This window comes from Caballeronia sp. dw_19 (assembly GCF_018449515.1).
Lineage (GTDB): Bacteria > Pseudomonadota > Gammaproteobacteria > Burkholderiales > Burkholderiaceae > Caballeronia.
This window is the reverse complement of the sequence record NZ_JAAVUQ010000008.1, coordinates 243157-266880: the sequence shown is the minus strand read 5'-3', so window position 1 is coordinate 266880 and position 23724 is coordinate 243157. Positions and strand designations below refer to the sequence as shown.

Here is a 23724-nt window from a genome sequence, read left to right as displayed (position 1 = left end):
AACAAGAATAGCGCAGCGTCTGGAATCGCGCGGGACTGCAAATGGCCTATGACTTGAAGCTGATCGGCCGGCCTAGCCCTCCAGACACGGGACGAAAGGCGAAAAAAAGCCGGCTTCCCTTACGGGAAGCCGGCGTTAGCGACGGGGTTCTGTTATCGGCTCGATCAGCCGTGATCGTGGCCGTGGTCGTCGTGGTGATACCCCGCCGGACCGTGATCGTGCGGGTGGTGGCGCATCCATTCGTCGCGCTGCCAGTAGCGGTGGCCGTCCCAATAGCGGTCGCCATGCCAGCCGAGGTTGATCACCACGGCGGCCTGCACCATGCGTGGCTGCGCATAACCTTGCGCGGGCACGGGTCCGTGGATCATCCCGTTATCGACCTGCGCGAACGCGGTCGTAGCGGTCAGGAGCGCGCCGCCGGTCAGCAGCGCAGCAAGGATTGAGCGTGAGGTGTTCATGACTATTTTCCCTTTTTCAGCTTGATTTCGTTTAAGGACGCGCGGCCAGCCGGAACGAAAAGCCGTTGGCGGATGTGCCGTCAGGTGCCGCGTCGTTGAAACCACTTTAGCCGGGCGTAAGGTTGCACGACGTGAGCGCTTGTAAGTGTTCGTATCAAAGAGCCTGGCGTGTCCAAATTGTCTCGAAATATTCTAAATCGATGATTTCATTGGCTTTTACATCGAAATGACAAGCCAGCCTGGCACTATTTCGGCCTGCGGCGTGTAAGCAATGAAAATATGAACCCGTGGATTGGCCGAATCGAGCGCCCGAGGGTAAAGCTGGGAATGGTCTGGGAAGCATGCGCCGAGCGGCGCCGGAGAGGAATGTCGCAGCTAAGCGACACGATAGCCATGGAGCCCGTAGGGACAGAATGTGGCGATCGGTGAAACCGTCAAGCTAGAAAAACTACATAATCCACAACAATGAAAGCAGGCGAATCGCACTACGAAAAAACTTTGTCAAGCATAAATCGACAACAGTTCAGTTTTTCCTGCGATCCGCGCTGCCTTCCTTGCAGCTCACAGACGAATACCCATGATCGTGCCGCGTGACTTGCGAATGCGCTCTGCTTCTTGTTGGCGCGCTTGGTACGAGTAGTCCGAATCCATCGGAAGATGCGGCGATTCGAACAACGATGCGAATTTTTGCAGCAATGCGAAGAGGTAGCTCATGTCAAACTCCTAGTAGGTGGTCAAGGGTTATCCCTTAGAAATCATTATAGGGTTTTCACTAGCTGATTTCTAGTGCAACGCAGCATTTCTCTTGTAGTTTTTCTACATCAGTGCGTTTCTGCCACAGTTGAAGGCCGTAGGTGCGTATGAAATCGGTAGAAATGACTGGATTTCCCCAGGCGTGCCGGGAACGGAACGCAGGCGAGAAATGACGCTCCCCAAAAACATCGGACATTTCGTATTTCTGGCTGGATTCACGTCATTTTTTTGAGATTTAATTTTTCTGGTCCGAAAATTAGTGCGCGTACAGCGCTCGCCACCCGATTACCGGCATCCACCCCTTGATAAGCCAGGCCATGCTCCGCCTTCGCAACTTTCACCGGCAGTCACGACAAGCGGCAAGCCGCCGCACGAAAGCGTTCTCCCGAATGCTTGATTCCATTGCGCGCCACCGGCCCGTCTGGATGGTTTCGTTCGCGTTGAGCCAGGCCGATTTGTCCGAAGGGCTGAGGGCCGCATTCGCGTCGACCGCCATGCTGCTCCTTGGCAACCTGTTGCACATGCCCGAGTTCTCGTGGGCTGCTATCGGCGCGTTCTGGACCTGTCTCGCCGATGCCGCCGGCTCGAACCGCATGCGATTCGCGTCCATGACCGGCTTCGCGGTGCTGTCGACCGTTTGTGGCGGACTGACCGCGTACGCGTCCGGCGTGGGTATCGCGGCCGCGGCCGGCGCCGTTCTGGTCTTTTCATTTCTCGGCGCGCTGGGGCGCGTGTGGAGCGCGGCGGCCGCCCAGGTCTCCATCCTTGCCGCGACTGCCTGCGTAGTCATGGTGGACCGGCCCATCCATGGGTCACGCGGCGAATTGCGCTTCCTCGCGCTCTACTTCGCAGGCTGCCTCTTCGCAACGGCGCTCAGCTTCACCGTGTGGCGAATTCACCCGTTCAGCGCGAGCCGCGCGGCCATGCGATCGGCTTATGCGAGCCTCGCGGACATCGCAAGTGACGGCGCACGGCTGCTCAAACGGGAAAGCGCGGGCTTCGGGGATTGGGCTTCGCACGCTTCACGTTTTCGGGGCAAGGCGCGTAGCAGCATCGAATTGGCGCGCAAGGCGCTCGCACGCGTGCCGTCATCGAAGGCAGACCGGCAGGACACGTACAACATGCTGCTGCTCGCGCTCGCCGACAGCGAACGGATCTTCGCGTACCTCATTGCCGTCACCGATGCCTGCGAGCGCGGCCATCATCGCTTGCCCAATCTGCCGCGCGCGGTGCGTGTGCTCGACGCATTCGCCGAAGTCCTCGCGCGGCTCGCACGAGCCATTGCCGACAAACCCTGGGAGCCGCCCACTGCACTGCGCGACCGGTTGCAGGCGCTCGCCCGCCAGCTTGAAGTCGCGTTGGGCGAGACCGTGTCACTGCGCTTCGATGTCGATTTCAGCGAGCTCGAATCCCCGGCTCAGCGGCGCGCAAGCGTGTGGCCGGCCGCGCTCACGACCCTGAAACGCAGCGTGGAGACGTTGAAGGCGAACGCATCGACGCAATCAATAGGCGCGCGCCACGCCGCTCGCGTCGGCGTGGCCGCAACGGCAGCCTTCCTGACCGTCAGGCTGCTCCATCTGCCCTTCGGTTATTGGGCAACGATGGCAACGCTCCTGATCCTGCAACCGTCCATTGCGACTAGCTGGCCGCGCAGCATCGAGCGTGCGGCAGGGAGCATTGTCGGCGGATTGCTGGCGGCCGCGATCGGCCTGGTCGTTCATTCACCGATCGCGATCTCGCTGGTGGTGTTCCCGCTGGTGTGCGCGACGATGGCCTTGCGTCCCGTCAGCTACAGCTTGTTCGTGCTGTTCATCACCCCGGCCTTTGTGCTGGTCGCCGACTTTGCGGCGCCGGGCGGTGCCGAGCTCGTCTACGCCGTCACGCGATTGGAGAACAACGTGTTCGGTTGCGTGATTGCATTGCTCGCGACATTCCTCCTATGGCCAAGCCGTGAGCCCAGCCGCTTCAGCGACCAGTTGGCGAAAGCAGTGTCCGCGAACCTTGGCTATCTCGGCGCATCGCTGGGACGTGGAGAAGACAGCGAGATCGAGCTGGAACGGCTACGGCGCGCAGCGGGATTGGCGAGCAATAACGCGGAAGAGGTGCTGGCTCGACTGAGGCTGGAAAAGCTCGATACGAGTCACGACGACCGGACCGGCTCGACCGCCCTCGCCTTGTTGCGGCGTGTGGCGGGCACTGCGACCCGGGCTCGTTTTGGCCGGGCCGGAACCGCGCCGAACCGGGACCTTGCAGCATGGGTTGAGCGTGTCGGCAAGGGCATCGAAGCGCGGATCGGGAGTGACGCGAACAGCACGGGTATCGATGCTCAGGAAGTCTTTCCCAAACACAGTCTCTCGCTGCTTGAAGCGGATGCCGTTAATCAGGTCGTGCTGCTGCGCCGGTTGTTGATGGAACACGCCGGGGAAGCATGAAGGGGGCGTTTGCACCGGGTGCTTCTCCGGAGCATCCCGGGCAAATGAACCAATCAGGTTGTCTGCGAGCAAGGCGCGCCGAAGCACCGGCACAAAAGTGCTATCGAAACACCGCAGTCCTACACGTGGAAAATCTGAGCCACGAGCGTAGCGCCAAGAAACGTCCCGGCATTCGCCACAAACGACACCAGCACGATCCGCCAGCCGAGCCTGCGAAACGCCGGAATATCCTTGGCGATGGACAATCCCGCGAACGTCAGCATGGGGGTTGTTATGCCCAGGAAATCGTTCTGCGCGCTATACGTCGATATCTGCGATGCCCAGGGACACAGCGGCGACGTCATGAACATGGCAACGATCGACACCCAGCAGACCGCCGGAATCTTGCGCCCGGTCACCGTATAAATGGCGTCGCCTACCATTGTCGCCAGTACCATGATCAGCATGCCCGGAAGCCCCATGAGCGGTGTGGTGCCGTGGGTGATCCAGTCACAACCCAGCGCGAACACGGCGGTGACGCCCCACGCGAGCAGCTTGCCGCGATAGCCCAGTTGCGGCGCAGCCGTTTCAACCTCGGTTTCGCCGCCGCCTGGCTTCGGACGGGACTTTTCAATCGCCTCCGATGCATCCGATGCCCGGCTCGTCCGGCCAATCAATGGTTCGAGCAGGCGATATCCCCATACGGCCATCGGCAACGAAATGAACAGCGTGAAATACGTGCCGATCGTCGTTGTTATGAGGTTGCTGGCCGCAGCGAATGTCAGCACCGTCTTCGCCATTTCGGGCGTTTGCTGCGCAGCGATGGCACCGGAAGCAGCAGCCATCATGCTGCCTGAGCCCACACCTGAACCCATCGCGAGCGCCAATGGATGAAAAATATTTAGGCTTGCTACGAACCCCGCCAGGATCGCGATAAAAACCGCGCCAAACACGGTGCCCGTCAAGTATTCAGCCAGCACGCCACGCCCTTCCGGAGAGTCCATGCCGTACTTCTCGCCGATGATCGCAAGGCTCGGCTCACGGCCGACGGAAAACGTCGCCCCGATCGCTTCCCGCTTGATACCGAGCAGCAATGCAAGCGGAAGTCCCAGCAGAATCGTGCCGACAAAATGTCCCAGCTCCTGAAACGCCAGCGCCCAGCCCGCGGCGGCGAGCTTCGGCAACGCGCCGCCGACCAGCAGGCCCAGCTTCGCGACGAAGAGCAACAGCGCAGGCTGCAAGATGGCTGCGGCCAGGAACTGGGTCTTCACGTCGAGCCGCGCTGCGCCGCTCCACCGTTCACTTGCCAATCCCAGCGCGGCGCCCAACAGCAGCGCCCAGATCATCGGCAGCAGGACGACTTTCCCCGGCCCAACCTTGAACGTAAACGAGCCGATAAACTCAGCAATGACCAGGATGATCGCCGCGTAAAGAAACAGCTTTGCACTCCTTAGCCCACCACTTCCCCGTTGCTGCGCGGCCAACGTACTTTCCATTGTTATCTCCGAATTGCCCTCTCGCGTTTCATCGGCGGCGAGAGGACACGTTGCTCTACAAATTGCCGAACGTCGTGGCCGGCTCTCTAGCGGTTTTCGCCCAGACGCTCTTGGTCTGCGTGTACTCGTACAACGCTTCAATCCCACTCAAACGTCCGCATCCGATCAAGCCATCATCGCCGAACGGGGACGCTACGTTAATGGTCTTGTAGACACTGACCCAGAACGTTCCCGCGTTGACCTGCCCCGCCACCCGATGAGGACGGCCCACGTCGTTCGTCCACACTGCACCGGCCAAACCGAACCCGGTGTCATTCGCGATGTTAAGGGCTTCTTGCCCGGTATCGAAGGGAATTGCAGCGACAACCGGACCGAAGATTTCAGTACGCGCGACGTCCATCTCGTTCGTGACGTTTGTCACGTTCGACGACACAGTGGGCGAAATAAAGTAACCGTCCGGTGCGCGTTCAGCCGACCCTGACGCACGCGTCGCCCCTGCCTGAACGCCGCTCACGATCATCTTCATGATGTGATTACACTGCGTGCGATTGTTGATCGGACCGGCTTCAGTCGCGTCATCAAGCGGCGCGCCGACCTTGATCTTTTGATTGGAGTTGAGCGCGCCGAAAAGGCCCCTTTTCATGCGCCTTGCTTGAGCGCGGCAGCAATGCCCACGCTCGTTTCGATATCAACGCGATTTGCTTTGAGCCCGCTTCGCGGCACGGCTATGCGGCGCGGAGTCCGGATTCTTGTTGGCAACGGATGCGCTCGCATCGCCCCGGTTCGGAACCTCGATGGTCGCTGAATCGGTATCGAAGAAAGACGCCAGCGTGGCCTGCTGAGTCAGCATCAATTGCTCGATGCGCTGTTGCTGCGCTGTGTTTTCACGGGTCAGGCGAAGCAGCGCGATGCTCTGCGCCACGCCCGTCGCGACAGTCACGAGCAATACGCAGATCACGATCATCAAGACCGTTTTTACGCGTCGCGACAACGCGGCCGCCGCGCCGCGCTGGTCCGCGATCACGGCATACAACGCGTCGATAGTGTCCGCGTACGCGGTCGCGCGAGCGGTATCGAGTTCCGACGCTTCGCGGGAAGGCGCTTGATGATCGCCTGTAACGCTCTTGCGCGTCCGACGATCATCATCGATTAATGCCGCCGCCAGGGATTGCGGCGGCTCCCGATGGGGAGTTGCCGCAGCTCGTGCGACGTCGCGAGGGGACGGGGACGTGGCCGGCTTTGTGGCAGCATTCGATACATTCGACGCGTCCGGCGAACGGTTCAGAACTTGCGTGACGGCATCGCTCGGTCCGCTTTTACCTTTCACCGTCCCGACTTCTGACACGGCAGCGGCTGGCGACGGTCCTGTCGTCGACACATTCCGGGCAGCGCCTCTGGCGCGTGCCGCGGACGCGCGTTTGTTCGAACCCTGCGCGTTCCCCTCACCCAACGCCGCCACGACCGGAACCCCCTGCGCGCCATCGCCTGACGGTTCGGGCTGGACCGGCCCGGCAACCACGTCATGAGGCGCGAGAACATCGTCGAACACTAACTCCAGCGTTGCCGCGTCGGCCGTCTGGCTGTCCGTTTGCGCCGCCGCATCATCGCTCGACACAGCGACTGTCGAAACAGCCGCCTCCTCGACCGATAACGCCCCGTTGCGCCACGCCCGCACAGCCCCCGACGATCCGTCCTCGCCCGGCACTGCCGCCATGAAAACCTCGGGTAACTCGAAGCCTGGCAACGACGATTGACGGATATCGGTATTCAACGCCTGGAGCGTGGCGCGCTCAGCGTCTTCGGCGAACAGATCGAGCGTGGGCGCGCCGTAGGGCGCCCGGCTGAGCAACGCAAGACGCTGCGCCGAGCGCGCGGCGCGGGCGAGCTTGGCATCGGCATCCGATTCAGCCGGACGGCCGGCAGACGCAGACCTGGAAGGGGACGCAGAAGCACCATCGGTACGACGCGAACCAGCGGCATCAGCGGAATCAGCAACTTGGAGAGCAGGATTTACGGCGGAATCTGGCATAAGTCGATGATTGACAGCGCGGCCGGACGCGACCGCGGGCGGCTAAAAACACGCCCGATGAAGCGGTCCGGCTTGGCGCCTCGCAACAGAAAAAGCGGCTGCATGGGTTTTCGAGGCCGCATTGTCGCACGCCTGCACGCCCGGGCTACGGACGCGCGCAACCTCAAGCCGAGCCCTCTTCCTTGAATTCCCGCACGGTGTCCAGCGCGCGCAGCCGCGCGCAGATCGCCTCGTATTCATTCGACGATACCCGCGAAAGCGAGATCTGCACTTCATCGAGCTCTGGGGAATCATCGCTTTGCTGCACGACAAACTGCTTCACGCGCACGCTGCCCACCCCCAGCGCCTCATGCAGCGCATGAAAATTCAGCGTCCCCCGATCGACGAGCAAGGTCAACTGGCGGCGCTGCTTCACGGAAATGAAACGCCGCTCCAGCGGCTTGATGCCGGCGAGGATGATCAGAATGATCACTGTCGCGGCGATGGATGCCGTATACATACCGCCGCCGACCGCAAGCCCGATCGCCGCCACGGACCAGAGGCTCGCCGCTGTGGTGAGGCCGCGAACGATCTCGCCGCGCAACAGGATCGAGCCCGCGCCGAGAAAGCCGATTCCCGACACGACCTGCGCCGCGATCCGCGACGGGTCGAGCACGACGTGGTCGCGGCCGAGGACATCGAAGAAACCGAATGCCGACACCATCATGATCAGCGTCGAGCCGACGCACACCAGCATGTGCGTGCGCAGCCCGGCGGCCCATGACAGCCGCTCGCGCTCGAAACCGATCACGCTGCCGAGCGCCGCTGCCAGAATCAGGCGGGAAATGAGTTCTACATTGCTTAACATGAGTGGATTTGCTCCTTATAGATGTTGTGTGATGGGATGATGGCGCGGGGCTCGCGTAAGAGTCGTCGGCCTGCGCGGCGCGGCGCGGATAAACCATCGTTGTGCCGAAACGCCGGCGTTTTGATTTATCCTTGGTGCCCCGCATCGAGTGGCGCACCGGACACGTTCCACGCACGCCGCCGCGCGCAACCAACATCGATAAAGCCGTATGCACGACCCAGATCCGACCGCCGCAACGCCCCCGACCACCACCACCCTTCGTGCGCACTATAAACGTGTTGTGCTGCCGATCTGGCGTGGACCCGGCTTCAACGCAGTCTTGCGGCTGGCGTTTGAGGCCGTGGCCGAGGATGGCCGCACGCCCTTGCCGCCACAGCGATATCGCGCCATGGCCTGCGCTCGCCAGCTATTCGTGTTCTCGCAAGCAGGCGATATCGGTCATGCCGACACGCTGTTCGCTTCGCTTCGGACCTATTTTCAGGACACGAAAAACGGCGGTTGGTTCTATAGCGTCGACGCAAACGGCGCGCCGCATGAGCGCCACAAGGACCTGTACACGCATGCGTTTGTGATTTTTGCGTGCGCGGAATATGCGAAACGGGCTGGCGCGGCGGCCGCGGAGGAAGCGCTGGCGGTGCTTGAAGAAACGTCGGTGTTGATTGAACGGCGGATGGAAATTAGCGGCGGTGGCGGCGGCTTGTTCAGTTCGGCGATGACGGAAGATTTTTCCACCGTGCTCGGGCCGCCGCTGCAAAACCCGCTGATGCATCTGACCGAAGCGTGGCTCGCCGCCCGTGAAACGACTGCGGACCCCATCTTCGATCGCCGGCTGGAAAAGCTCGCAGCCGCGTTCGCACAGGCTTTCGTACATCACGAAACGGGCTGCATCGCTGAATTGACGATCGGCAGCGCCAATAACTGGCTGGAACCCGGGCACCAGTTCGAGTGGCTGTTTCTCGCTAAAGCCAGCGGGCACCCGGCTTTCGATGCAGCGGGCCTGAACCGGGCGCTAGTCCGGGGATTCGATTTCGCGCAGCAGTTCGGCGTTGATCCGGTGACTGGCGGCGTAGCGGCATCGCTGAACGAACAGGGCGGCGTGATCGATTCGACGCAGCGCATCTGGGCTCAGACCGAATATCTGCGGGCCCTCGCAACGCATGCTGACGAGTCCGTGCGCGCGCAATTGCCAGCGCAGATCGCGCGTTTTGCCGGACGTTTTATTCGACCGCAAGGGTGGATCGAGAGCCAGTCGGCAGAAGGCGTGGTCGTGCGCCCGGAATTACCGTCGACAACGCCTTATCACCTTGCCACCGCCTACGCCGCGTTGCCCTGACACCCCAACGCCGGACGTTCAGCGATCTCGCATCAAACGCCTCGCCAACGCCGCGAGGCGTTTTCATTGCAGCTGGAAAAATCAGCGCGATGCCGAACGCTTTGCGCGCTTTCGTTTCAAATCATTGAGAAAAGCCGTGCAAACCCGGTAATTTGTCCGCGATTTTGAGATCGTCCTTGCGGAGTGACCCTACGCTACCTACAGTCTTGTGCAGGACCGCGACGAAGGCTCCTGCCCCGATGCGGATTGTGGGACTCACGCTGACTGGACCGAAACCAAGTGTAGGAGTGTCCGAATGGCCGAAATTGTCGATATCGCACGGGGCGCATTGAATGCGCAGCCGTTTAGCGCCTTGCTGGGTACGAAGCTCATGCAGGTCGACTCCTCGAGTCTCACGCTGTGTCTGACCATCCGCGACGAACTCCGGCAACAACACGGTTTCGTGCACGGCGGCGTAGTGAGTTATCTCGTCGATAACGCGTTGACCTTCGCCGGTGCATTGCGCCTGGGACCGAAAGTGGTCACGGGCGAATACAAGATCAATTATTTGCGGCCGGCGGTTTCCGGCACGTTGATGGCGCGTGCGCGCGTGGTCTACGCCGGCATGACGCAGGCGACCTGCCAATGCGACGTGTATGTCACCGATGGCGGCGCCGAAAGACTCGTGGCGGTCGCGCAGGGAACCATTCATCGGATCAGCGAAATGGCTGCGGAACTTGAGCCGGCGTTTAACGAGTGAATGAGCTGAGTGCGTGGGTTTGCGGGACTTTTCATGCCTTCGCCGATGCGGTGGTTTTACGGCGGCAGTATTGGGAACCGGCTTTATGCGCTTAAAGGTTAATGCGGCGAAAACATTCGCGCTTTTGGAGCGAAGCCGCCACGTTGATGCGTCGACGGCTCGAATGACGATTATGGACCATCCCTTCGGCTGGAACCGATGAACCATCGCTTTGATGGTTGCCGTAAAAAAGGTCGTTCCAACTGACGTTGGAACGACCTTTTTTTAGCTTGCCAGCGAGGCGTTAATTTGCTCGCCGGCTTACCTGGTTGCCTGGTTGCGCCGCAATAAGCGATTTGCGTCGAAGGGCTTACTTCGCGTCGACCGTGCGTTGCTGCTGCTCGCCCAAGCCCTGGATCCCGAGCCGCATCGTCTGCCCAGCCTTCAGGTAGACCGCCGACGGCTTCACGCCCATGCCCACGCCCGGCGGCGTGCCGGTGGAAATGACATCGCCCGGTTGCAGGCTCATCACCTTCGACAGATACGACACCAGCGCCGCCACGCCGAACACCATCGTCTTCGTGCTGCCGTTCTGATAGCGATGTCCGTCCACTTCGAGCCACATATCGAGTTGCTGCGGATCGGCGATTTCGTCTTTCGTGACCAGCCACGGACCGATCGGGCCGAAGGTATCGAAACCCTTGCCCTTGTCCCACTGCGTGCCGTGTTCAAGCTGCCATTCACGTTCGGAGACGTCGTTGATCACGCAATATCCGGCGACGTAATCCAGCGCGTCCGCCTCGCTGACGTACTTGGCTTCCTTGCCGATCACTACGCCGAGCTCGACTTCCCAATCCGTTTTCTTCGAGTTGCGCGGAATTTCGACGTCGTCGTTCGGACCGCAAATCGCGCTCGTCCACTTACCGAAAATCACCGGTTCAGTCGGCACGGGCAGGTTCGATTCGGCCGCGTGATCGGCGTAATTCAGTCCGATACAGACGAACTTGCCCACGGCTCCCACACACGGGCCAATGCGCGGTTCGCCCGGCACTTCAGGCAGCGAGGCCGGATCGAGCGCGCGCAACTTGACCAACGCGGCATCCGATAGCGCCGCGCCAGCGATATCGTCGACTACCTTCGACAAATCGCGAATCTTGCCATTCTGATCCAGCAAACCCGGTTTTTCCTGACCCTTCGGCCCATAGCGCAGCAGTTTCATCGTGAGTGATCCTTCAGTTTTCAGGTTTTGATTCGGTTTCGAGATGTTCAGTTTGAGCGATCGTTTTTAAAGGTCAGATCGCTCGAGCTTGCTTTCGATCGCTTTCGGTCAAATTTTCGGTTAGACGATTCGGGCCGGTCGTGAACGATGATTCATCGGATGCGGGTTACGACGCAGGTACAACGTAGATACGACGATGGCATCGCGTTTTCCTTCTGATCCCGCCTTTGCATTTCACCGGCTCATGCTTCGGGATGCAGCTTTCACGCCTCTTCAGCGCTATAGGGCCGCCCTCGCCAGCATTACGGGGTCACCGCAGCATGCCGCACAGTTGGATTGCCACCGTCGCCAATCTTTTTACCATTCTCTGCTTTCGTTGCAATTGCAGTTAAGCAATTCCGGGTATACCGCGCTCATTCTTCATGCGTTTATCGCGACTTTTACAGCCGGTAAAATTCGCGCGCGGTGTCCCCAAAGATTGCCTGCTGTGCGGACGTATCAAGGTGCGCCGTCAATTGCCGCGCTGCGTCAAACCACTGTGCATAGTTACCGTTCAGGTTCAGCACCGGCCAGTCGCTGCCCCACATCAGCCGCTCGGGTCCAAAATGCTCAAGAAGATGATCGACATAAGGCTTGAGCTTGGCCACTGACCAACCGGGCGCGGCTTCCGTCGCCAGACCCGAGAGTTTGCAAACCAGCCGTTGCGGCAGTGCGGCCAATTCGGCTATGCCGTCCGCCCAGCTTTGCCAGGCGGCGTGACCATCCTTGATTTGCGGCTTCGCACCATGATCGACGACGATTCGCAGCTCAGGAAAGCGCGCGGCGAACACCTTCAACGAAGGTACATGACGCGAAAATATCAATGCATCGAAGGCGAGATCGTTTTTGATCAGCGCGTGGATTGCCGGAGTCAGTGCAGGATTTTCGATCCAGCGGTCGTCGGGCAGATCTTGCAGCATCGGGCGCACACCCTTGAGTTTGGGTTCACGCGCCAGTTCGTCGATCAACTCCGAGCTATCCGCTGCATCAAGCGGAACCCAGCCGACAATGCCGGCGATAGACTCGTCGTCGCGGGCGAGATCGAGTAGATAGCGCGTTTCATCGACAGTCGGCGCAGCCTGGACCACCACTGTGCGCGCAATCCGGGCTGCTTCACGAAGAGGCTTCAGGTCAGCGGGACCGAAGACGCGGTACAAGCTCTGCAACTCGGGCGTCAACCAGCCATAGTCACCACGCGATGGGTCCCAGAAGTGCTGATGCGCGTCGATCCGTTCAGTGCTCATGGTCTTCCTGCGTTGGTGTGACCAGTGCTTGGCACGGGCGCGTCACGATGCAACAAACCCGCTGCTCGCAACGCGTCCCACAAAGCGTCCGGCAGCGGATCAGCGAACGAAGCCGCATTCAAATGCACTTCCGCTGGATTTCGTGCGCCCATCAAGACCGTGGCCACAACTTTATGCGCATAAGGAAACTGCAGGGCCGCGCTCGCCAAGGCAACGCCATGCGCACGGCAGATCCGTTCCAGCGCATCGACACGTTCGATAACCGCCTGCGGCGCATCGCCATAGTTGAACTTTTGGTTGCCGGCTTTTGGCGCTGTATCGGACGTCAATCCCCGGGCGAGAATGCCCGAATTGAACGCACCGCCCAACAGGATACTGACGCCGCGCTTCTCGCATTCCGGCAGCAAGTCATCGAGTACCGCCTGCTCCAACAAGGTGTAGCGTCCGGCCAGCAACGCGCAATCGATGTTGAATTCCGCCATTGCTTCCTGGATAGCGGCGCCTTCGTTCACACCGAGTCCAACCGCTTTTACGCCCCGCGTTTTGCGAAGCTCATCGAGCGCCCGGAAACCGCCTTCGTCCGTTAGTTGCCGCCAGTAGCGCGGGTTGTTTTCGCCGTGCGTGACGCGGCCGATATCGTGGATCAGCACAATGTCGATATCGACAATACCCATACGTTGCTGGCTGTCTTCGAACGATCGAAGAATGCCGTCGTAGGTGTAGTCGTAGATCGCCTGGAATGGCAGCGGGTCCGACCAGCCTTCGCTGCCGTCGTAACGCGTGGTGCGCGGAACAAAGCGGCGGCCAACCTTGGTCGACAACACGTAGTCTTCGCGCGGGTATTGGCGCAACGCGTCGCCTATCCGGTGTTCGGCTTTCGTGTGGCCGTAGTGCGGAGCGGTATCGAAGTAACGGATACCGCTTTGCCACGCGGCGTCCACGGTCGCTTGCGCGTCTGCCTCGGAAAGTTCGTGATACAGGCCGCCCAGCGGTGCACTGCCCAGCGACAACGCCGTGACTTCCAGCGAGGTTTTACCCACCTTGCGCTTTTTCACAACGGGATTTCCGGTGATTGGGTTCATTGCGTTGGACTTGTGAGTTGGGCTGATGAGTTCGACCTGTGAATCAGGCTCAAATCGACGTAATCGATACCGCATGCCGCGGCGTCGCGCTCGCCGGCAGACACGCCGGGCCAACTGGATCAAAGCTCTTGTAGGTCAGGATGAACTCCTGATGACCCAGCGATTCCGACTTGGACGCGGCACCGGCCGCCACCCTCACGGTGGCATCGAATACTTCGCGGCCAACTTCGTCCAGCGTGGCGCGACCTTCCAGAATCCGGCCCGCATCCACATCCATGTCGCCGGAAAGATTTCGGTAGGTCGCCGGATTCGCGCACACCTTGATAACGGGCGAAATAGCCGAACCAACCACCGAGCCGCGTCCGGTCGTGAACAGGATCACGTGCGCTCCGCAAGCAATCAGTTCGCCGATTTCCGCGTTGTCGCTGATATTTGGAAAGCCGAAACGCGGTTCGCCATCGGGAACGACATCGAGCAGGTACAAACCGCCGACGGGCGGAATGTCACCGGGCTTGACGATCCCCACAATGGGCGATGCACCGCTTTTCGCGTACGCGCCGAGTGACTTTTCTTCCTGCGTGGTAAGGCCACCATCCGCGTTGCCGACCGCGAACGAACCGTGTCCCATGATGGAGTAATAGCGCGCGGCCTTGTCCACGCACGCGACAATTTCGCGGCCCAGTTCCGGCCGCGCGGCCCGGCTTTCCATATGGAACTCGCAGCCGACCAGTTCGCCGGTTTCCTCGAAAATACACGCGGCGCCGGCGTCGATCAGCGCATCGAAGGCACGGCCCACAGCGGGATTCGCCGTAATGCCGCTGGTGCCGTCCGAGCCGCCGCAAATCGTGCCGACGATCAGTTCGTCGAGCGCCATCGGCACTTTCGGTTGCTGCGCGAGCGTTGCACGCACGTCGCGAATCCAGTCGATGCCATTCTGGATCGTGCTGCGCGTCCCGCCTTTTTCCTGGATCGTCAGAACCTCTGCCGGGCGGCCGCTCGCGCGCACGGCGTCGGCCAGATAGTGCTTGTTCATGCTCTCGCAGCCGAGCGAGACGAACAGGACCGCGCCCACATTCGGGTGCGTGGTCAGCCGCTCCATCATCTTTTCGGCATAGCCATTCGGGTAGCAGCCCGGAAAACCAATCAGGTGCACGGGCGGTTCGCGATCGGCAGCGGGATCGTCGAAGGCGTCGAACGCCGGACGAAATTGCGTGACGATTTCCCTCGCCACGTGATGCGCACATTCGACGAGATACGCGACCGCGATTACATTGCGGATGCCCTTGCGCCCATCGGCGCGCAGGAATCCTTGAAGCGGCGCAGTGGTGGTGGCTGTCATCGGCTTAGCGGTCCCGGTGATCCACGAACGCATGGCCGGCGTCGTGGGTATAGGTCGGGAGATAGTCGCTCTCGAGATTGTGCGTGTGCAGATGTTCTCCGGGCTGAACGTCCGACGTCACATGGCCGATGATCGCGCCATATCGAAGCACTTTTTCGTCGGTCCGCAACGCGCGGCGTGCGACTTTGTGCCCAAGGTCGATGGTCTTCGCCAGCGTGACGGACTTCCCCTCGATCTCCACACGTTCCCCCGCTTGCAGACGCGCGCCGGCAATCAGGCAATTGTCCTGCGGGCTTTGAAGAATGAGCCGGGCGTCAGTGGGCTTGTGAGGAGCTTGCTGCACAGAAACTTCCTTGAGAACGGAGGAGATCCGGACGAAATTCGGGCGACATTCAGGCGGTCGTATGAGCATTGCCGCGGGTTTGCATCAGTATAATCATTCATCAGTGAACGTATTATTCATATGCGGACAAGTCGAAGTCAAGCTAAGTGCGCCGCTGAGCGGCCCGTGTTTTCCCTTAGCATCTTGTTTTTGAGCGACCTAACTGAAGGCCATCATGCAGGCAGACGATCCCACCGACGCCGAGCGCTACCGGGCGCCCGCGCTGGATAAAGGTCTCGATATCCTTGAACTGCTCGCCGAGCAAAAGGATGGATTCACGCGTGCCGAGATCACGAAATCGCTCGGGCGCAACGCAAGCGAGATGTATCGGATGCTCGAGCGGCTGGTCGCGCGGCAGTACGTGGTGCGCTCGCCCGCGGGCGACCGCTATTCCCTGAGCCTGAAACTGTATGCGCTCGCGCACCGGCATCCGCCGATGAACCGTCTGATCGCGGAAGCCCTTCCGGTCATGCAGCGTTTTGCCGATCGCGCGGAGCAGTCGTGTCATCTCGCCGCCTATGACCGGGGGAATCTGCTTGTGATCGCGCAGGTCGACGGGCCGGGAACGTGGGGGATTTCGGTGCGGCTCGGCGCGCGGGTCGGGTTGATCGATACCGGTTCGGGCCGCGTGATCCTTGCGTTCCAAAGCGCGGAACAACGCGCGCACATGCTGGCCGAGCACACGCGTGTAAAAGGTGAGTCCGCGCTCGATCCGCTCGCGCTGGACAATGCCTGCACACAGATTCGCGCGGACGGTTTTCTCCATAAGGAGAGTCAGCAGACCTTCGGTGTGATGGATGTGAGTTTTCCGCTGCTCGGGCCGTCCGGCCAAGCGATCGCGACGCTGACGTGCCCGTATCTCAGGCGTATCGACGAATACGTGGCGCCGTCCATAAACGAGGTCAGTGCGCTGCTGGGTGAAGCGGCGGCGGCGCTGTCCATGTTTCGCGAACCGGGTGCTGAGTTCGGCGATTCGCGGGATTCGAGCGCGGCTTAGGAGTGGCAGATGAGTGGCAGATGAGTGGCAGATGGTGAGCAACTTCGGCGGGCAACTTCGTTGGGACGATCCGGCGGGAAGAGCCGGCTCGCTTCGTTGAGACGATCCGGTTGGCGGATTCGCCAACTTCCAGATCCGCGCGACGCGTTAGAATGGCGACCCTCTCAAAAAGCGGATCGTCGCTTCACGCGACGTTTCGCGTCTTTTTCTACGCAAGGCAATGGCGAAACTCCTCTCCGATCCCGAATTTCAGCGCTTCTCCGAACTTCAGCAAAAACAGTCCAGCTTCACGATCACGAGCGAGGAAGCGGACGAGCTGCGCGATATTGTCGCTCGCGCGCAGCAAAAACGCGACGACCGCGCGGCCGCAATGCAGTCGATCGAAACGTTTATCAAGCAGTTTGACATTAGCGCGGACGAACTCTTTACGGCCGACCAGATCGCCGATGCAGCCCGCAATTTCGGCCTGATTCCCGCAGCGAAGAAAGAACGCGTGATGCCGCCGCAGTTGTCGTTCAATGGCAAGCCGTATCAATGGACCACTCGCGCCCTGCCGGACGACATTCGCGTTCCGCTGTTCGAAGCGTTCACGTCGGGCGCGTCGGTGAAAGCGTTTATTGCTACGCCTAAGGACGCTACGCGTTGCGCGGCGACGATCGCGCGTCTGGAGCGTGAAACCGGTAGCACTTATGCCGATGCATGGCTAGACGAGCTGGCTGTATCGCGCGCACAGGTCGACGAAGCGCTCGCAAAGCTGCCTGCCTGATTCGAAGAGCAACGGTCGCGGGCAAGCATGCTGCAGCACGCATTCTGGTCGCTCACTACGGCGGCCGGATGCCGGCGATCTTCACCTGCACGATCTTCATAGCCTTCATGACGGCAGCGCGTCGGCTTTTGCGTCTGCTTCGGCGAGCCGCATCCTGAAACCGGTTACGCCCGGATCCTCCGTGGCCGTTATCTCGAATCCTAAACGGCGCGCGAGTCCGATCATGCCGGTGTTCTCGCGCAACGCCTCGCCGACCAGCCAGCGTGTCCCGCGTGCCCGGCAATACGCGATGATCCGAGTCAACAGCAACGTTCCCAGCCGCTTGCCCTTCTGGTCCGAGCGCACCGCGACCGCGAACTCAGCCGTCTCGTTGTCCGGATCGGCAACGGCGCGCACCACCCCCAGCGTCTCGATACTGTCGTGTTCACCCGTGACGGCGATAAACGCCATCTCTCGGTCATAGTCGATCTGCGTCATCCGAGCGAGTTGCGAGTGATCGAAACTGCGCACGGAGCTGAAAAACCGCAGACGCAGATCGTCCGGTGTCATCGCGGCGACGAAAGCACTATGGGCGGCTTCGTCGTCGGGACGGATAGGCCGCACGGTGATACGCAAGCCGTTCCAGTCGAGAGCCTCCTCCAGTTGCCGCGGATACGGCTGAATGGCGAGCGGCGTGCGGTGCGCAGCCAGCGTCAGATGCGGTTCATAGACCACGACCGCCTGGCGGGTCACGCGCACCGTCAACCGTAACGCGACAATCTGCTCGATCTCGCAAACAGCCTGCGACAGCCCCGTCAACGCCATCAGCAAGTTCTCCGCCGGGAGTTCGCGCGCTCTGGGTGAATGCATCACGAGGTCACGCGCCAGCACCGGGTTGAGCGGCGGAAAGGCGAATTCGTGCAACGCGTCCGGTAGCCCGAGTGCGCCAACAGCCTTGAATTCGAACACCGGTCCGAACACGCGATGGTTCAGCAAGCGGACATCGATTTCGATAGTGTCTTCGCTCCCTGGCCCCGCTGATCCCGCCTTCACCACCAGGCCAAACTGCGCCAGCACCCGCGACGCCCGCTCGCCGTCCAGTTCCGCGACGCCCGCAGTCAATGCGGCCATGACCTGAGCCTGCGCGCTGTCCAGCGCAACTAGCGTCTGAGGGCGCGGCCCGTCGGGCGTCTGCATCAACAACTCGCGACCCTGCCGATAATCTACGAGCCGCGCGAAACCCCGCGCAAGGCGTTGAGGCGTGGTATGGACGGGAATGCCGTGGGCATGCAACGCGTCGCGCGTGGCCTGGTCGACGCAGCCGAAAAAGCAGGTCAGCAAACCGCGATACGCGTGGCTTTGCTGCTCGATCAACACGCGCGCGACTTCCGCAACAGGCGCGGTGTGTGTTGGCGCGTGGACCACGAACGCCGTCCCGGTCTCGCGATGCGGCGCCAGCGCTTCGAGCGCCGCACCGAAGTCTGCGGCGGTTGCAGTGTCTCCGAGTTGCAATGGGTTCTCCAGACGCGCACGCGGCAGCACGGCGGCGACTGACACGCGCGCGGCCTCGGGCCAGAGCGCGAGCGCATCGCCGGCCGCGGCGAACGCGTCGGCGGCGAGCGCGGCCACGCCACGATCGCTGGTGATGACGGTCGCCCGGTCGCTTGCGGCCACGCGACCCACGCCGAGGGTCTCTATTTCATCGAGCAGATCGTCGAGCGAGTCCACCCTTACCAGGCCGGCGCGCCGGAAAGCGGCGCTGTAAAGCGCGTCGAAAGGATCGTCGTGACCTGTGCGCAAAACCAGCACGGGTTTGTTGCGCGCCGCCGCCCGCGCAGCCGACATGAATTTGCGCGCCATTCGCACCGATTCGATGGCCATCAGGATCGCGCGCGTCCGTGAGTCGCTTGCGAGGAAGTCGAGGATATCGCCCACGTCGACGTCAGCCTCGTCGCCCAGCGCGACCACCCGCGAAAAACCCAGGCCACGTGCGTTCGCCCAGCCCATCACACCGTTGGTCAACGCGTTCGACGCCGATACCCACGCTACCCCGCCCGCCGCAATGGCGCATGACGGCGCCCCCAGCACAGCGCCCACAGCTGGGGTCATCACGCCGACACTCGCCGGACCGACCACACGCAGCAAAAATGGCCGCGCAGCCGCCAGCGTACGGTGTGTCCAGTCGCGGCCCTTCGGCTCCCCCGCCTGCCCGATTATGACCACCGCCCGCGTGCCACGCTCTCCCAGTTGGCTGACGATCTCGGGCCATGTGGGTGGTGGCGTGCACAGCACCGCCACGGTCGGTATCTCCGGCAAGTCGTCGATATGCGCAAACACCGCGGCCCCGTTCAACTGACGATGCTTCGGATTCACCGGCCAGACCGGGCCCGCGAAGTTGGCGGCGCTCAGCCGCGACCACACCATTTCGCCAATACTGCCCGCACGCAGCGACGCCCCGATCACGGCAATCGACTTCGGGTTAAACAGTGCGTCGAGATTACGTACGGTCATGCGGCCTCCATATCCGGGATGTATCCAGCATAGGCGATTCGCGCGCCCCCAACTACTAGCCGGTCGGCCTATGTCCCGCCTTTTCCAACAACCGTCCTCACATTTCCTGATGCCCGATATGAGAATTCATTTTGTTTCGGCGTCAACCGAACGGACTATTGTTTCGTACCGGGAACCAAGGTAATTTAATCAAACGCGGGACAGGAGCGATTCTGGTTCGCAGAGGAGGCACGTGGAGGTACGTACGTCTACTCGGCCACAAAGAAAACCGAGAAGGTTGGGCGGTCAGGAATCACTATGCGACATCTTCCATCGTTGATTGCGTTGCGTTTCTTCGAAGAAACGGCGCGTCATTTGAGTTTCAATCGCGCGGCGCGAGCGTTGTGTGTCACACAAGGAGCCGTAAGCCGTCAGATCAGGCTACTGGAAGAGTCACTGGGCGTGAAGCTTTTCGAGCGCGACCATAAAGGGATCCGCTTGACGCAGGCAGGCGTGTTGCTGATGCCGTCGGTGACAGAGGCATTTGACGTGATCGAGCGCGGAACGCGTCACCTGACGGGAAGCGTCGAGCGCAAGCGTTTGATTGTGTCATTGCCGCCCACGTTCGCCACGCAGTGGTTTTCGTCGCGGCTAGGGGCACTGGCGGACCAGTTGCCGGACGTCGATCTGTCTATTCGTACGCAGGAAAGCGACGAATGTCATTGCAGCGTGCGCTTCGGGCGCGACGCTGCGGCGCATGGGTGGTCGGAACTGCTGATCGTAGAGCGGCACGCGCTAGTGGGATCGGCGTCGTTCAGCGGGACACCGGTCGAGATATTGCTGGATCGATTGCCCGCGCTTCACGTGCTTCATGAGGATGTGCGTCTGAACCTCTGGCCGGACTGGCTGGCGAAAGCGGGACTGCCACCGCGTTATGCCGAGAACGGTATTGAATTTTCGAATCTGCAGCAGGCAATCCATGCGGCGCGACGCGGGGTAGGCTTGGCCGTTGTGGATCTGAACATGATTGCCGATGAGTTGACCGAGGGTGCTTTGGTGAGGATGTCGGACGTCGAGATCAGCGGACCATTCGGATACTGGCTGGACGTACCGGAAGCTCACCGCGACGCCAGCACCGTGACCGGCTTCGCCGATTGGTTGTGCCACGAAACTGCCCAGCCCGTTTGAACGGCAGTCTCAACTTAAGATAGAAGTACGATAAGGACCTTAACCGGAAGCATCGTTCAACTGGATGCCAGCCGGTATGAAATGGCGAAGCTTGCTTTTGCATTCGCCGATCCGCGGCGGGCACTGCCTCATGCAAATAAGCAGGACAGCCATACGCATTCAGCAGCCTCGGGGAATGATTCCGGTCATTATATTTCGCTCAGTTGTTCAAACGTCAGCCGGACCAATCTTTACCGTGCAACACTCGCCGGCATCGCAGCGTTGGCCGCCCCCGCCACCATTTCACTTCCCAACACGCAATGCGACTGCAGCGACAAATACCCGGGGTTATACGCCTTCGCATCTTTCTTCGGCAGCGTATAAGCAATCCGGCATTGTTCGACCGGGCCATTTCCCCACTTCACCGTCAGCGCTCCCTGATCCTCAAGACCACGTGCAAATATTCTGCTGTCCTGACCGACCACACCCACGCTCTTGCCTTGTTCGTCTTCCACACTCGCTCCAAAGGGTAACGCTCCACCACCCAGTTTCGGCGCCTGAATCAATGCCGCCCGACCACTCACCGTCTCGTACTTCATCATCACTATAGAGCCTGCACGCGGCGCCACTTGCGCCGATGTCGATTTAAATTCGACATCGGTGGACGTGCCCTTCGGGTCAATATCCACTTCGTTCATGGTGTAAGGCGACAAGTACGGAACCACCGCATAACCGCGTGAATCCACCTTCGTTCCCGGTGAACTCGTCACCATCGCACCGGCTGCAGCAGGCGCCTCTACAATCCCGATCGTGTCGCCCACCGTCTGCGATAAAGTCACCCCGCCCGGATGCGCCACCACCGAACCCTGCACGCCGGCCGACACCTGACGCGTGCCGCCACCCGCGCTCGCCGATGCATTCAACGTCGCATAAGGCGCACGATACGTCGCGCTCAAACCCGCGTTGCCGTTGTTGGCCGAACTGCCGCCCGCGTTATACGTGCCATATCCGTTGTACGAGAACTGGTTCGTTTCACCCAGCGAACCACTCACGTTCGCCTGCATGTTCGTGGCGCCATCGGAGGTATGTGAGGCGTTCGTGGTCAGCATCGGCGCATGCGCCTTGTGGCCTAGCGGAATGGTCGTGCTCAACATGAATTCGTTCGACATCTGGCCATCCATTGACCGCGTGCGCCCCGCCGTCAGGCTGTACGTTCCGTACTTGAACGCGTTGGTGTAGCCGGCCTGGAACAGCGTGTCGTTACCACCGTGGTTCCAGTAGTTCTGCGACGAGCCCGTCACGAACATCGTGCCGTGGTCGCCCAGCTTTTGGTTGATCGACACCTGCATGCGGTTACGCTGCCGATAAACCGAGTTGATATCGCCACCGTGATCTGCAATGTCCCGTACCGACGCGGCATCGTTCAGGTTCATGTAACCCGCCGTCGAGAAGCGGTACGCGGCCACCGATACGTTCGTATCTGTGGCCGCAATGAACTTGCTGTAGCCCACGCGCAAGCTCGTGCCGTGCATCGACTGCGCGTTCGGGATGCTGGTGAAGGCGCCCGTCACGTCCATCGAGAATGCGCCGATACCCGTGTTCAACGCACCGCCCACGTTCACTGCACCGTACCCGCTCGATGCGACCGCGCCGCCGTAAACGGTGACCGTGTTGGTCAGGCCGCGCTGGATGGTGAACTGGGCGAAGACGGGTTTCGTATCGAGCGAATCATTGCGCAACTGGCCGGCGGTCGCGCTGAAACGCGTGACGCCGGGGCGCAGCAATTGCGCCACCGACGCAAACGGCACCGTGAATTCCTTGCTGCGGCCATCGGCTTCCGTCACGGTCACCACCAGATCGCCGCCGTAGCCGGTCGAGTAGAGATCGTTGATTTCAAACGGGCCCGGCGCAACGTTCGTTTCCTCCAGCACCTGGCCGTTTTGGCGAATCGTCACGCGGGCGTTCGTTTCAGCGGTACCACGTACGACCGGCGCGTAACCGCGCATCGATTCAGGCAGCATGCGGTCGTCGGTGGCCAGTTGCACGCCGCGAAACGACACGCTGTCGAAGATCTCGCCGGTCGTGCTCGTATCGCCCACGGTCAGTTGTGACCCGAGTTTCGTCACGTCGCGCTGTGCGTAGGTCGCGATGTTGTCGAATTGCGTCTTTTGACCAGTTCCGGTCGATATCGACGATTGGTGGCGGATATGCCACGCGCCAATGTTCAGGCCGGCGCTCAGGCCGAGGTAGCTCTGGCTCGAACCGACGCCCGAGCTCGCCGTGTGATACGTGTTCGCGTTGTAGCTGATGAAACCACCGTTGACGCCCTGGTCCCACTGTTCGGGCGGCACATAACCGCGTGCCGAGTTCTTCATGAACGCTTGCGGCACGCTCAGTTCGAGCGTCTGCTGCGTGAAGTCGAAATCGACCGTCGCGCCCGGTACGATCGCGCCAATTTCAGCGCAGGTGTCGGCGTTGGCAGTAGTTGTTGCCGCAGTCGTTGCCGCGCCACGTCCCGCGGCCGCATCGGCCTTCGCCAGATCCACGCCCGCGCGCTGCAACAACGCGCGGTTGAAACAAGGCGTTGAGCCCGGCTTGCCGTCGGTTGAAACAAAGCGAATGTCTTCACGCGCCAAACGCGCGCCATTCACGATCAGGTCGACCGAATACGTTCCCGGGGTCACCGCGTTGCCGCGCGTGAAACGGCTGGTGTCGATGGCCGTGCCCGCGTCTCCGCGCAGATACATGTTGTCGAAACTGACTTCATCGATGGCGCCGGTCTGGGTTTGCGGCGTTGTCGCGGCCTCCGCCACGGCTTGAGAAATTGCACCGCACGCCATCATCGAGAAAGCGATCGCGGCAAGCGGCTTCAGGCGCAGCCGGAATGCGACCGGGTACTGAGCATTGAATGCGGTTTGAGCAGCGAGTTTCATGATTCAGCCTGCGATGGTTAGGTCAATTCAGACGCGACTTGA

General features: G+C 61.1%; 18 protein-coding genes and 1 pseudogene. 6 read left to right on the top strand and 13 right to left on the bottom strand.

Translation table 11 applies throughout. From position 1 onward, the window contains the following. Nucleotides 1–164: 164 nt before the first annotated feature. Complete coding sequence (locus HB376_RS14535) at nucleotides 165–458, bottom strand: hypothetical protein (protein ID WP_213764353.1); 294 nt, start codon at nucleotides 456–458, stop codon at nucleotides 165–167. 561 nt (nucleotides 459–1019) lie between these two features. After that, complete coding sequence (locus HB376_RS14530; RefSeq protein WP_165101877.1) at nucleotides 1020–1172, bottom strand: hypothetical protein; 153 nt, start codon at nucleotides 1170–1172, stop codon at nucleotides 1020–1022. A gap of 428 nt (nucleotides 1173–1600) precedes the next feature. On the opposite strand from HB376_RS14530, the gene HB376_RS14525 reads away from it, so the two are divergent. Further along, nucleotides 1601–3643: an FUSC family protein gene (locus tag HB376_RS14525; protein ID WP_213764352.1), complete on the top strand. Its 2043-nt coding sequence runs from the start codon at nucleotides 1601–1603 to the stop codon at nucleotides 3641–3643. Nucleotides 3644–3762: 119 nt separating this feature from the next. Here HB376_RS14525 and HB376_RS14520 read toward each other — a convergent pair whose 3' ends face one another. The 4 genes and pseudogenes from HB376_RS14520 to HB376_RS14505 form a co-directional block, all read right to left on the bottom strand. Beyond that, a complete protein-coding gene (locus HB376_RS14520; RefSeq protein WP_213764351.1) occupies nucleotides 3763–5118 on the bottom strand; it encodes a DUF3100 domain-containing protein in 1356 nt (451 codons plus the stop codon). Between the two features lie 55 nt (nucleotides 5119–5173). Further along, a pseudogene (locus HB376_RS14515) lies at nucleotides 5174–5725 on the bottom strand (aldehyde dehydrogenase family protein); the annotation flags it as partial. Between the two features lie 81 nt (nucleotides 5726–5806). Beyond that, nucleotides 5807–7147 carry a hypothetical protein gene (locus HB376_RS14510; RefSeq protein WP_213764349.1) on the bottom strand — a complete coding sequence of 447 codons (1341 nt, stop codon included), beginning with the start codon at nucleotides 7145–7147 and terminating at the stop codon, nucleotides 5807–5809. A gap of 163 nt (nucleotides 7148–7310) precedes the next feature. After that, nucleotides 7311–7994 (bottom strand): MgtC/SapB family protein, encoded by a 684-nt coding sequence (locus tag HB376_RS14505; RefSeq protein WP_213764348.1) that lies wholly within the window; start codon nucleotides 7992–7994, stop codon nucleotides 7311–7313. A gap of 208 nt (nucleotides 7995–8202) precedes the next feature. On the opposite strand from HB376_RS14505, the gene HB376_RS14500 reads away from it, so the two are divergent. Together HB376_RS14500 and HB376_RS14495 are read left to right on the top strand one after the other, a co-directional pair. Next, nucleotides 8203–9327, top strand: a complete 1125-nt coding sequence (locus HB376_RS14500; protein ID WP_213764347.1) for an AGE family epimerase/isomerase — start codon at nucleotides 8203–8205, stop codon at nucleotides 9325–9327. Between the two features lie 295 nt (nucleotides 9328–9622). Continuing rightward, entirely contained in the window at nucleotides 9623–10066 is a 444-nt protein-coding gene (locus tag HB376_RS14495; protein ID WP_158937053.1) for a PaaI family thioesterase, read from the top strand. A gap of 349 nt (nucleotides 10067–10415) precedes the next feature. On the opposite strand, the gene HB376_RS14490 is transcribed toward HB376_RS14495, so the two are convergent. From HB376_RS14490 to HB376_RS14470, 5 genes are all read right to left on the bottom strand, one after another. Further along, nucleotides 10416–11264 carry a fumarylacetoacetate hydrolase family protein gene (locus HB376_RS14490; protein WP_213764346.1) on the bottom strand — a complete coding sequence of 283 codons (849 nt, stop codon included), beginning with the start codon at nucleotides 11262–11264 and terminating at the stop codon, nucleotides 10416–10418. A gap of 440 nt (nucleotides 11265–11704) precedes the next feature. Continuing rightward, nucleotides 11705–12547, bottom strand: a complete 843-nt coding sequence (locus HB376_RS14485; protein WP_213764345.1) for an amidohydrolase family protein — start codon at nucleotides 12545–12547, stop codon at nucleotides 11705–11707. After that, nucleotides 12544–13629, bottom strand: a complete 1086-nt coding sequence (locus HB376_RS14480) for an aldo/keto reductase (protein ID WP_213764344.1) — start codon at nucleotides 13627–13629, stop codon at nucleotides 12544–12546. The genes HB376_RS14485 and HB376_RS14480 overlap by 4 nt, the downstream gene beginning before the upstream one ends. A gap of 49 nt (nucleotides 13630–13678) precedes the next feature. Further along, nucleotides 13679–14968 (bottom strand): UxaA family hydrolase, encoded by a 1290-nt coding sequence (locus tag HB376_RS14475; RefSeq protein WP_213764343.1) that lies wholly within the window; start codon nucleotides 14966–14968, stop codon nucleotides 13679–13681. Nucleotides 14969–14972: 4 nt separating this feature from the next. Continuing rightward, nucleotides 14973–15311: a UxaA family hydrolase gene (locus tag HB376_RS14470; RefSeq protein ID WP_346730494.1), complete on the bottom strand. Its 339-nt coding sequence runs from the start codon at nucleotides 15309–15311 to the stop codon at nucleotides 14973–14975. A gap of 214 nt (nucleotides 15312–15525) precedes the next feature. On the opposite strand from HB376_RS14470, the gene HB376_RS14465 reads away from it, so the two are divergent. Together HB376_RS14465 and HB376_RS14460 are read left to right on the top strand one after the other, a co-directional pair. Then, nucleotides 15526–16347 carry an IclR family transcriptional regulator gene (locus HB376_RS14465; protein ID WP_213764341.1) on the top strand — a complete coding sequence of 274 codons (822 nt, stop codon included), beginning with the start codon at nucleotides 15526–15528 and terminating at the stop codon, nucleotides 16345–16347. Nucleotides 16348–16567: 220 nt separating this feature from the next. Further along, complete coding sequence (locus HB376_RS14460; protein WP_213764340.1) at nucleotides 16568–17113, top strand: hypothetical protein; 546 nt, start codon at nucleotides 16568–16570, stop codon at nucleotides 17111–17113. 105 nt (nucleotides 17114–17218) lie between these two features. On the opposite strand, the gene HB376_RS14455 is transcribed toward HB376_RS14460, so the two are convergent. Beyond that, nucleotides 17219–19603, bottom strand: coding sequence for a GNAT family N-acetyltransferase (locus tag HB376_RS14455; protein ID WP_213764339.1), 2385 nt, complete (start codon nucleotides 19601–19603; stop codon nucleotides 17219–17221). Nucleotides 19604–19900: 297 nt separating this feature from the next. On the opposite strand from HB376_RS14455, the gene HB376_RS14450 reads away from it, so the two are divergent. Then, nucleotides 19901–20770 carry a LysR family transcriptional regulator gene (locus HB376_RS14450; protein ID WP_213764338.1) on the top strand — a complete coding sequence of 290 codons (870 nt, stop codon included), beginning with the start codon at nucleotides 19901–19903 and terminating at the stop codon, nucleotides 20768–20770. A gap of 230 nt (nucleotides 20771–21000) precedes the next feature. On the opposite strand, the gene HB376_RS14445 is transcribed toward HB376_RS14450, so the two are convergent. After that, nucleotides 21001–23682, bottom strand: coding sequence for a fimbria/pilus outer membrane usher protein (locus HB376_RS14445; protein ID WP_213764337.1), 2682 nt, complete (start codon nucleotides 23680–23682; stop codon nucleotides 21001–21003). Nucleotides 23683–23724 lie beyond the last annotated feature (42 nt).